Raw genomic sequence first — 11,576 nt, forward strand, 5'->3', positions numbered from 1 at the left:
TTGGCGAATTGATCTTGCCGCCGCATGCGCTATTGATGGGTCTTCAATCGAAGGTTCGTCCACTTGGCCTCTCCACTTTTTCTCGGGATCGACACCGGGGGCACATATACCGACGCCGTTCTCTTTCGCGAGAACGAGGGCGTCGTGGCGAAAGCAAAGTCGCTCACCACCCGGCATGATCTGGCCCTTGGCATTGGCGGCGCCGTCAAATCCGTGCTTGCGCAAAGCGGTGTGGAGCCGGGCAAGATTGCGCTCGTTTCCTTGTCCACGACGCTTGCGACCAACGCTCTCGTCGAAGGGCAGGGAGGTCGCGCTGCTCTGGTGATGATCGGCTTCGGACCTGATGATCTCACCCGCGGTGGACTTTCCGAGGCACTTGGCGCGGATCCGGTGATCCATCTTCCTGGCGGCCACGATGTTCACGGTAATGAGACGCCGCTCAATATGGAAGCGCTGGAACAGAGGCTGCCGCAGCTGGCGTCGGCGGTTTCATCCTTTGCCGTCGCAGGTTATTTTGCTGTGAGGAATCCGGCTCACGAAATTCGGGTGCGGGATAAAATTCGCGAACTCTCCCATTTGCCGGTCACCTGCAGCCACGAATTGTCGTCCAGGCTCGGCGGCCCGCGCCGGGCGCTGACGACCTTGCTCAATGCCCGGCTGGTGTCGATCATCGACCGGCTCATTTCATCCGCCGAGGTTTTTCTTTCGGATTGCTGCATCGCCGCGCCGCTGATGGTCGTTCGTGGCGATGGAGCATTGATTTCTGCGTCCGAGGCGCGGCTTCGGCCGATCGAGACCATCCTGTCCGGTCCGGCTGCCAGCCTTGTCGGCGCCCGGTATCTGACGGGCCTGGACTCGGCGGTCGTCTCGGATATCGGCGGCACAACGACCGATGTCGCGGTGCTGAATGACGGGCGTCCGAAACTTGCCGAAGAAGGTGCGCATGTTGGCGGCTATCGAACCATGGTCGAGGCCGTTGCGCTACGCACCTATGGCCTCGGCGGCGATTCGGAGGTCCATATCGATGACCGCGGTCTTGAAGCTCGGTACAGCCTCGGGCCGCGGCGGATCCTGCCGCTGAGCCTCAGCGCCTTTGCCCATGAGGAGACTGTTATCCCGGTGCTGGAAAGGCAGCTGCGGGCGAGCCATCCCGGACGTCACGATGGACGATTTGCGTTGCGAACCGGTTTGCCGGCAACTCTTTCCGAAACCCTGCAGGATCAGGAGCGCGCAGTTTACGCCCGGCTTGGCGACAAGCCCGTTCCGCTGAATGACCTGCTCATCATGAATTCGCAGAAAGCGGTTCTTGATCGTCTCGTTTCCTATGGCCTCGTCCATATCTGCGGCATCACTCCTTCCGATGCACTGCATGTCCTTGGCCGGCAGAGCCAGTGGAGCGCAGATGCCGCAAGGCTCGGGCTGGAGATTGCTGCGCGGCGCAAGGATGGATCAGGGCGGCCGATCGCTGCCTCTGCCGAAGCGCTGGCGGAAAAGATTGTCTCGCGCCTGACACGTCAGTCCGCCGAAGCCATCCTGAAAACCTGCCTCATGGAAGACGGCGCAGATACGATCGACCCTGCCACGTCGCCGGTCGTGGATCACGTGCTGCGCCGCTTACCCGGGATCGTCCGGTTTTCGGTCGGTCTCGATCGGCCACTGATCGGGCTTGGCGCATCGGCGCCCGTCTATTACCCGGCCATCGCAGCAGCCCTTGGAACCGAATCGGTCATTCCCGAGGATGCCGATGTCGCAAATGCGATCGGCGCCGTTGTCGGCCAGGTGCGTGCCACGGCGGTGGTGACGGTCACTTCGCCGGAGGAGGGCCGCTTTGTCGTCATGGGTGGCGGAGAGATTTTCGCCGTGATTGGCGAAGACCGGGCACTGGAAATGGCGAGGGAACGGGCTCGGTTGGTGGTGATCGAAAAGGCCAGGGCCGAAGGCGCCGACGAAATCGTCCTTTCTCTACATGAGGAACTCGATGCGCCGGAAATCGAAGGCGCGCGAAAACTCGTCGAAGCGCGCATTTTTGCCAACGCAACCGGTCGGCCAAGAATCGCCATGCGGTAATCTCGGCCAAGGGCTTTTGCTTTCGTCGGATTGACAGAGAGTGCCGCCCGGGCAATCTGGCAAAGCAAGGAAATAGTCATAGGGAAGGAACTGCGGCATGGCCCGTCTTCAGAAAAACGGTCTTTCGCTCGATCTCGGGCTTCACGATTTTCTGGTGAAGGAGGCATTGCCCGGCACCGGCGTCGATGCAGAGCATTTTTTCAGTGCATTTGCCAGGATCGTCGAAGACCTTGCGCCGAAGAACCGGCAGCTGCTGAGCAAGCGCGACGCCTTTCGGGAAAAGCTCGACGACTGGTATCGCAAGAATGGCGCTCCTGTTGATCTCGATGCCTATCAGGCCTTCCTGCGTGACATTGGATATCTGCTCCCGGAAGGACCGGATTTTGCGGTCTCGACCGAAAATGTCGATCCTGAAATCGCCGAGATCGCCGGCCCGCAGCTGGTCGTGCCGGTCATGAATGCTCGTTACGCCCTGAATGCTGCCAATGCGCGCTGGGGTTCGCTTTATGACGCGCTTTACGGAACGGATGCCATTCCGGAAACGGATGGTGCCGAAAAGGGCAGGGGTTACAATCCCGTTCGCGGCGGTAAGGTTGTCGCCTGGGCACGCGCTTTCCTCGATCAGTCCACGCCGCTTGCCGGTGGCAGCTGGACGGATGTCGCGGGCTTCAAGGTTGAAGCCGGCGGCCTGCTGGTAACCATGGTCGGTGGCGAAATCAGCGGCCTCTCTGATCCTTCGCAATTCGCCGGCTATCGTGGTGAGGTGGCCTCGCCGACCCACATCCTTCTGAAAAAGAATGGGCTGCATGTCGAATTGCTGATCGACGCAACGACGGAAATCGGCAAGGCGGATTCGGCCAATATCTCCGACATCCGCCTGGAATCGGCGATCACGGCGATCATGGATTGCGAGGATTCGATCGCTGCGGTCGATGCCGATGACAAGGTTGTCGTTTATCGCAACTGGCTTGGCCTGATGAAGGGTGACCTTGCCGAAGAAGTGGCCAAAGGGGGGACAACCTTTACCCGCCGGCTTAATCCCGATGTCGTCTACAAGGCGCCGGATGGCGGTGATTTCGAGGTAAAGTCCCGCTCCCTCATGCTGGTGCGCAATGTCGGCCACCTGATGACCAATCCCGCAATTCTCGACTCCGATGGGAGAGAAGTGCCGGAAGGTATCATGGATGCGATGGTCACCGTGCTGATCGCCATGCATGACATCGCTCGCGGCGGCAAGGCTGGCGGCCTTCGCCAGAACTCCCGCGCCGGCTCCGTCTATGTCGTCAAGCCGAAGATGCACGGCCCCGAAGAGGTGGCATTTGCCGCCGAAATCTTTTCACGCGTCGAACAGGCGCTGGGTCTTGAGCCGAACACGGTCAAGATCGGGATCATGGATGAAGAGCGTCGCACCACGATCAACCTCAAGGAAGCGATCAGGGCCGCCAAGGATCGGGTCGTGTTCATCAATACCGGCTTCCTCGATCGCACCGGCGACGAGATCCATACCTCGATGGAAGCCGGCCCGATGATCCGCAAGGGGGATATGAAGCAGGCTGCCTGGATCGGTGCCTATGAAAACTGGAACGTCGATATCGGGCTTTCCTGCGGCCTGTCGGGTCACGCGCAGATCGGCAAGGGCATGTGGGCAATGCCGGACCTGATGGCGGCGATGCTCGAGCAGAAGATCGCGCACCCGAAAGCCGGCGCCAACACCGCCTGGGTGCCTTCACCGACCGCTGCAACCCTGCACGCCACACATTATCACAAGGTGGATGTCGCCTCCGTCCAGCAGCAGCTGAAGAGCCGCCCGCGGGCGAAGCTTTCCGATATCCTCTCCGTGCCCGTGGCATCGAAGCCGAACTGGACGCCGGAAGAAATCCAGCGCGAACTCGACAACAATGCGCAGGGTATTCTCGGTTATGTCGTGCGCTGGATCGATCAGGGCGTCGGCTGCTCCAAGGTGCCGGACATCAACAATGTCGGCCTGATGGAAGACCGCGCCACGCTGCGCATCTCCGCCCAGCATATGACCAACTGGCTGCATCACAAGATCGTCGGCGAGCAACAGATCGTCGAGACGATGCGGCGCATGGCAGCGGTCGTTGACGGTCAGAATGCCGGCGATCCGCTCTATCGTCCGATGGCGACAGATTTTGACGGCTCCATTGCCTTCCAGGCAGCCCTTGATCTCGTTCTGAAAGGTCGCGAGCAGCCCAATGGCTATACCGAGCCGGTGCTTCACCGCAGACGGCTGGAGTTCAAGCAGAAAGCCGCGATCTGATCGCGGCGACAATCTGCTCAAGCAGACAATCCGCCAACAAAAAAGCCGCCGGGAGAAATCCTGGCGGCTTTTTGAATTCCAGAGGCAATTCGTCTTACTGGACGACGATGACCTTGGTGGCATGACCCGGACGAACGCGGCTGTAGAGGTCGATCACGTCCTGGTTCATCAGGCGGATGCAGCCCGAAGAAGCGGCGGTGCCGATCGAGGCCCATTCCGGCGTGCCGTGCAGGCGGAACAGCGTGTCCTGGCCCTTCTCGTTGAAGAGATACATGGCGCGTGCACCGAGTGGGTTGGAGAGGCCCGGCCCCATGCCGTTCTCGACATACTTGGCGATGTCAGGCTTGCGGGCAGCCATTTCCTTCGGCGGATGCCAGGTCGGCCATTCCTGCTTCCAGGCAACATAGGCCGTACCCGACCAGGCGAAGCCTTCCTTGCCGACGCCGATACCATAACGCATCGCACGACCGTTCGGCAGGATGTAATAGAGGTGCCGTTCGCGGGTGTTGACGATGATCGTGCCCGGCTTTTCCGTCGTGTCGTAATTGACGATCTGACGGACGAACTCCTGCTTGACGCGGCTGATCGGGATCGCCGGCAGGGTGTAGCCTGCATCCGTTACCGAGCCGTAGGAATCGGTAAAGATCTGCGCGGTCTCGACACGCGTCGGAGCACTGGTCTGAGCGGTTTCGGACGTGGTGGAGCAGCCGGCCAGGGCAGCGGTTGCCAACAGGCCGAGTGCGAGCATGCTGTTGCGGAAGCGCATGGATGTCTCTTGATGAACGAATCGATTAAAACGAGCGCGACAGCGCCTTTGGAAAGGTTATTTTCCATATGTCTGCACTTGGCAAGCCGCTGCGCTGCACCAAGCTTAGGCGCCATCACAATTCGAAAACGCCATTGCCTTTTTGCAACATTCTCGGCAACGTCGGCAGGTAGCGATGACCATACTCAATCTTTCCGGCAACAACCCTCTGATCGATGGCCGCCAATCGGCACGGGCCATGATGGTGCGCAAGGGCAGCCAGATCCTTCTGCACGACTTGCGCCATGTCGTCCTGCCCGAACTTGTCCTGTCGAATGGACGCCGGGCAGATCTGGTTACCCTGTCGGAAAAGGGAGAGATCTGGATCATAGAGATCAAGACGTCGATCGAGGATTTTCGGGTCGACCGGAAATGGCTGGACTACCGAGCCTATTGCGACCGGCTTTTATTCGCCACGCATAGGGATGTGCCGCTCGATATCTTCCCCGAGGAATGCGGGCTGATCCTGGCAGACGGCTACGGCGCGCATATGATAAGGCCGGCACCTGAACATCGGTTGGCGCCAGCAGCGCGCAAGTCCGTCACGCTCGCATTCGCGCGCGCAGCAGCCCATCGCCTGATGATGGCCGAATGGGCGACAGGCAAGAATTTCGACGATCTTTGAAACTGTGCCTCAGCGGCGCCGAAATTACTTCGGCGCGCGCTTTGCAAGAATGCGCTGCAGCGTACGGCGGTGCATGTTGAGCCGCCTTGCCGTTTCCGACACGTTCCGCTCGCACATTTCATAGACCCGCTGGATGTGCTCCCAGCGAACACGATCCGCCGACATCGGCTTTTCCGGAACGTCGGCGCGCTCGCCTGGCCGCTGCGTCAGCGCATTGAAGACATCGTCTGCATCGGCAGGCTTGGCGAGGTAGTCGAGTGCGCCGAGCTTAACTGCCGTCACGGCGGTGGCGATATTGCCATAACCGGTCAGCACCACGATCTTCGTTTCTTCGCCGCCCTTGCTGCGGATCGCCTCGATCACGTCGAGCCCGTTACCATCACCAAGTCTTAAGTCCACGACCGCATATTTCGGCGGCTGCGCTTCGGCCTTGGCAATGCCTTCGGCAACCGTCTCGGCGATATCGACGATGAAACCGCGGCTTTCCATGGCGCGTGCAAGACGCCGCAGGAAAGGGCCGTCGTCATCGACGAGCAGCAGATAGGGCGTCGGGCCAAGGTCCACGTACATCGGTTCCGGGGGCAGTTCGGATTGTATTTCCATCTAGCGTCTCCGCGGGCACGACACCCACGTCTCCTGGTCTTTGGCCACGGCGATGTGCCGCGGATCAGTCAATCTTCGGCCTGTCCATGATCGGACGGGGCCATTCGATATTGATGCGCGCACCGGGCTTGCCATCATCACGGTTGCCGAACTTAAGCGTTGCGCCGGAGCGTTCCAGCAGGGTCTTGGCAATGAACAGTCCAAGACCCAGCCCGCCGGCACTTTCGCTTTCGCGCGACCTGGTGGTCATGTAGGGCTCTCCGATCCGGGTCAGAATATCCGGAGCATAACCCGGTCCGTCATCCTCGATCTTTATACTGACATGATCGGCGTTATGGCTTGTCGTGACCGTTACGCCTTTCGCGGCATAGTCTACAGCATTTTCAATGAGATTGCCGAGTCCGTATAGAATGCCAGCATTGCGGTTTCCGACAGGCTCCGTCGCGCGGTTGCTGTTTTCAACGATCTCGATGCCAATCCCGAACTGGCGGTACGGGGCAATGACCTCCTCGATCAGGGAGGAGAGCGGTAGCCGCCGCATATGTTCTTCGCCGTCGGCCGACAGGGACGTCAGGCGCCGAAGGATGTCACGGCAGCGCTCGCTCTGGCTGCGCAGCAGCATCACGTCTTCCCGGAACCGGTCGTCCGGCTGCAGGTCCCGCTCCATCTCCTTGGCGACGACGCTGATCGTCGCAAGCGGCGTCCCGAGCTCATGCGCCGCTGCCGCCGCCAGGCCATCCAGCTGGGAAAGATGCTTTTCGCGCTCGAGCACGAGTTCGGTCGCGGCCAGCGCGTCCGCAAGCTGGCTCGCTTCATGCGAGACACGATAGGCGTAAAATGCCGCAAACATCATCATGGAAGCGATGGCGCACCAGACCCCCATCTGCATCACAGGCGGAACCTGCAGCATTTCGCCGGGATACCACGGGATATCATAGGGCGAAAACGCCAGAGCTGTCGTCGAGATCAGCGCGAAGATGATGAGCAGGATCGAATGCCGCAGCGGCTGTGACGCAAAGGAAATGATGACCGGCACGCAGATCAGTGGCGCAAACGGATTGGCAAGGCCGCCGGTAATGAAGAGGAGCGAGGCCAGCTGCAGCAGGTCGAAACCGAGAAGCGCGGTCGCCGAGCCCGGGCCGAGCCTGTGGGTCGGCGTAAACCAGGCAGACAGCGTGAGATTGGCAACGGCAAGCGCAGCGATCAATATGGCCGCTTCCATGATGGGAAGCGGGAAACCCAGCACGAAGGCAACGGCCAGAACCGTTGCGGTCTGGCCCGCAACGGCAAGCCAGCGCAGCCGCACGAGGGTCTGCAGCCGCATCCGCCGGCTGGTATGCACGGAGGGTGGATCCGGCAGCAGGGCGCTGGCCTTTTCCTTGTTCACGCTATTGGGCATGTCGATCGCCTGTACATCGTCCGGTCTTTCCTGTCCCGTCTCCTTATCCTCCCGCGCCGATTGCGCGCAGGCGGCATACTGTCACGTCCCGCGCGGTTTGGCACGGGTGGTCGGCAGCGCTTCGGCCGGATCTTCGGGCCAGGGATGCTTCGGATAGCGGCCGCGCATGTCGGCCCGCACATCCTTCCACGATCCCGACCAGAAACCGGGCAGATCGCGCGTTGTCTGGATCGGCCGATGCGCTGGCGATGTCAGTTCCAGCACCAGCGGCAGCCGTCCGCCGCCGATCGAAGGATGTATCTTCAATCCGAACAATTCCTGAACCCGGATGGTTAGAAGCGGCTCGTCGCCATCATACTGGATCGGGTGACGCTGCCCGGTCGGCGCTTCGAAATGCGTTGGTGCCAGCCTGTCCAGATCCCGCACCACCTCATAAGGAACGAGCAGCCGCAAACCTTCCGAAAGTTTTCCCGGATTGATGCTGTCTATCCCGGTCACGCCCTGCTGCAAGGGAATGAACCAGTCATCAAGACGCGCCAGCAGAGCGTCGTCGCTGACATCAGGCCAGGGATCACCGATCGTCCGATGGAGAAAGCCCATCCGCTGGCGAAGCTGCAACCCGTCCTTCGAAAAGGGCAGGGCATCTATACCGATCTCTCTGACACCATCGGCCAAAGCCGCAATTGCCTGTTCGCCGCGCGGCCGTGGCAGCGGCTTTTCGTCGAATAGGATCGCGCCGAGCCGGACGACCTGACGGGCGCGCACCTGCCCGCTGTTTCGGTCGAAGAAACACTCGTCCTTACGCTCGATCAGATCAGCAAGCTCGTCCTCCACATCGGCCCGGCTCGTTTCGGCTGCAGAAAGAATGCGCGCCTGCGCAGCGCGACCGGTCAGGTCGGCAATCACCAGCATCTGTGCAGCAGCAAGACGTTCGGTCTCCGGCAATTCCGCACCGCGGCCATTCGCCATGACGAACCGCCCACGCCCACCCCGCTGCAGCGCGACCCGGTCCGGATAGGCGTGCAGCAGAAGATGCCCTGCCGGAATGGTTTCGTTGGATTGTGCGGTCTTCGGCAGATCCGCAATCATCCGCTCGGCCAGCTTGCGAGCCGCCTCCGGCCGTTCGCCGCGCTCATTGCGAAATCGCCGCAGTCTTTCGTCGAGGTCAATGTCGCTGCCACCAAGACCTTGCTCCGTCAGAAGCACCGCGAGAAGCGAGGCTTGCTTTGCAAATCCCCGTCCATGCGCTGCGATCACCATTGCCGACAAGCGCGGTGGCAGCGCCATTTCACGCATTTGGCGTCCCATATCGGTCAGGCCGCCGCCGGCATCCAGCGCGCCAAGTCTGATAAGAAGAGCCTTTGCCTCGATAAATGCCGCTCTGGGCGGCTGATCCAGAAAGGCAAGTGTTGCCGGATCCTGAACACCCCAATGGGCCAGATCGAGAACAAGGCCCGACAGATCGCTCGAAAGAATCTGCGGCGGCGTAAAGGCGGGAAGTGCCGCCATTTGCCCGGCATGCCACAGCCGAATGGCGATCCCAGGCTCCGTTCGCCCTGCACGCCCTGCGCGCTGGTCGGCAGAAGCGCGCGAGGCGCGTTGCGTCTCAAGCCGGGTAATGCCAGTTGATGGCTCGAACACGGGCAATCGCTGCAGCCCGCTATCGATCACGATCCGCACCCCGTCGATGGTGATCGAGGTTTCGGCGATCGATGTCGCAAGCACCACCTTGCGGCGGCCGGATGGCGCAGGCCGGATCGCCAGGTCCTGCTCCTTCTGTGAAAGATTGCCATAGAGCGGTACGATATCGGTCTCCGCCCCCAGCTGCCCCTCAAGTCTCTCGACAGTTCGTTTTATTTCCGCCTGGCCGGGCAGAAAGGCGAGGATGGATCCCGTTTCCGTGTCATGCGCCTGGATGATCGAGCGTGCGACGACGTCCTCGATCCTGCTCCCGGCGGGTCGGTCGGCATAACGAATGTCGATCGGAAAGCTGCGACCTTCACTGATAATCACGGGTGGATTGCCGAGAAGACTGGCGATCCTCTCGACATCCAGTGTCGCCGACATCACGAGAAGCCGCAGGTCGTCGCGAAGCGCCGACTGCACGTCGAGTGCGAGCGCCAGGCCGAAATCCGCATCGAGCGAACGTTCATGGAATTCGTCGAAGATGACGCAGGAGATCCCGGAAAGTTCGGGATCCTCCAGAATCATCCGGGCAAACACGCCTTCCGTCACCACTTCGATCCGCGTCCGTGCCGACACTCTGTTGTCGAGCCGCATCCGGTACCCAACCCGCTCGCCCACCGGTTCGCCGATCAGCGTTGCCATGCGACTGGCAGCTGCGCGTGCAGCTAGCCGCCGCGGTTCGAGCAGAATGATCTTGCCGCTGCACCATGGCTCGTCGAGAAGTGCCAGAGGCACGAGGGTCGTCTTGCCGGCGCCCGGTGGCGCCGACAGGACGGCCCGCACCCCCGAGCTGAACGCTGCAGCGATATCACCGAGAACCTCGGAGACCGGGAGCCGGGGCAACCGTCCCGAGATCGACCCTGCACCATGCGTGGCACTTGTCATTTTCCCTTGGCCTGTCCTGTCGCATGGCGGTAGGCGAGGATGGCCCCGGCAAGATCCTCGACTGCGGCGCCAACCGATTTGAAAAGGGTAATCTCCTGCGGGTCCTTGCGCCCCGGATGTGTGCCCTTGATCAGATCCACCATTTCCGCCCGGATATCGCTTTTCTGAATGACACCGCTCCGGATCGGTTGAACGATATCGCCGCCTTCCTTCATCGCGCCCTCGCGCGTATCGACAAAGATCGCCGATCGGCGAGCGGCCTCGTCGTCGCTTTCGCGCATTTCGGGCTTGAAAGCGCCGACAAGATCGAGATGAGTGCCGGGCCGCAGCCATTCGCCCTGGATCAGCGGTTCGCGCGAAAGCGTGGCGCAGGAAATGATGTCTGCTTCACCCGTCGCACTGGCGAGATCGCTGATAGCCACGGCGTTGAGACCGAGCGCCCGCGCCTCCGCAGCTGTCTCTTCAGCCTTCTTATGATTACGCCCCCATATCATAAAGCGCTCCAGCGGCCGTGTAACCGCATGCGCCTGGCATAGATTGAGCGACAACCGACCAGTCCCGACCATCAGCATGGTCTTTGCATCTTCGCGCGCGAGATATCTTGCGGCGAGCGCGGATGTGGCTGCGGTCCGGCGCGCCGTCAGTTCGCCTCCTTCGACAAGTGCCAGCATCTCACCGGTCTTGCCGGAAGACAGGAGATAATTGCCCATGATCGTCGGCAGGCTTCGCGTATGATTGTCAGGGAACAGATTGAGGATCTTCACGCCGCTATAGGTGCCTGGCACCCAGGCCGGCATCAGAAGCATTACGGCATCCGCCTCTCCGGGCACCGCCATGTCATGATGATGACGCACCGGGACCACGCAATCTCCCGCAAACAGGTCGGCGATCGTATCGATCAGGGCCTCGAAAGGCAGGGCGTCGCGCGTCTGTTCATGATCCAGTACAAGCATCCGAAACTCCAGAAAGGTTAGGTCGCAAAAGGGCTTTCATCCGGTAATCGCCGTTCCTCTGTTGAAAGCGCTATTCGGTTGAGAAGTCATGCCTTTTTATTCATCTGCGCCTAAATTCTATACGGAGAATGACGCATTGTGAGGGCTCTGAAGAAAAATGACATTTTTTTAAAAATCGCTGTTGACGCTTGGTAGGGTTGGATCTATAACCCGCCTCACTGACGAGGGCGGCGGCGCTGCTAGCGACGAAGCTTCTCGTTCTGGAGAAACTG

General features: G+C 60.8%; 8 protein-coding genes. 3 read left to right on the forward strand and 5 right to left on the reverse strand.

Annotated elements, in window-relative coordinates:
* Positions 1-63: 63 nt before the first annotated feature.
* Positions 64-2,067, forward strand: a complete 2,004-nt coding sequence (locus FHW37_RS29470; protein WP_145643001.1) for a hydantoinase/oxoprolinase family protein — start codon at positions 64-66, stop codon at positions 2,065-2,067.
* A 97-nt stretch (positions 2,068-2,164) separates the two neighbouring features.
* Positions 2,165-4,348, forward strand: coding sequence for a malate synthase G (locus FHW37_RS29475; protein ID WP_145643003.1), 2,184 nt, complete (start codon positions 2,165-2,167; stop codon positions 4,346-4,348).
* 94 nt (positions 4,349-4,442) lie between these two features.
* Here FHW37_RS29475 and FHW37_RS29480 read toward each other — a convergent pair whose 3' ends face one another.
* Positions 4,443-5,114, reverse strand: coding sequence for a L,D-transpeptidase (locus FHW37_RS29480; protein ID WP_145643005.1), 672 nt, complete (start codon positions 5,112-5,114; stop codon positions 4,443-4,445).
* 175 nt (positions 5,115-5,289) lie between these two features.
* Between FHW37_RS29480 and FHW37_RS29485 the strand changes: the two genes are divergently transcribed.
* On the forward strand, positions 5,290-5,778 hold the full coding sequence (locus FHW37_RS29485) for an MmcB family DNA repair protein (RefSeq protein ID WP_145643007.1): 489 nt from the start codon (positions 5,290-5,292) through the stop codon (positions 5,776-5,778).
* A gap of 24 nt (positions 5,779-5,802) precedes the next feature.
* Here FHW37_RS29485 and FHW37_RS29490 read toward each other — a convergent pair whose 3' ends face one another.
* The 4 genes from FHW37_RS29490 to FHW37_RS29505 form a co-directional block, all read right to left on the reverse strand.
* On the reverse strand, positions 5,803-6,381 hold the full coding sequence (locus FHW37_RS29490) for an ActR/PrrA/RegA family redox response regulator transcription factor (protein WP_145643008.1): 579 nt from the start codon (positions 6,379-6,381) through the stop codon (positions 5,803-5,805).
* Between the two features lie 64 nt (positions 6,382-6,445).
* A complete protein-coding gene (locus FHW37_RS29495; protein ID WP_145643010.1) occupies positions 6,446-7,780 on the reverse strand; it encodes an ActS/PrrB/RegB family redox-sensitive histidine kinase in 1,335 nt (444 codons plus the stop codon).
* 81 nt (positions 7,781-7,861) lie between these two features.
* A complete protein-coding gene (gene hrpB / locus FHW37_RS29500; RefSeq protein ID WP_145643012.1) occupies positions 7,862-10,351 on the reverse strand; it encodes an ATP-dependent helicase HrpB in 2,490 nt (829 codons plus the stop codon).
* Entirely contained in the window at positions 10,348-11,304 is a 957-nt protein-coding gene (locus FHW37_RS29505; protein ID WP_145643014.1) for an ornithine cyclodeaminase family protein, read from the reverse strand. Before FHW37_RS29505 ends, hrpB begins: the two co-directional genes overlap by 4 nt.
* Positions 11,305-11,576 lie beyond the last annotated feature (272 nt).

The sequence above is a fragment of the Neorhizobium alkalisoli genome, from assembly GCF_007829835.1.
Classification (GTDB): domain Bacteria; phylum Pseudomonadota; class Alphaproteobacteria; order Rhizobiales; family Rhizobiaceae; genus Neorhizobium.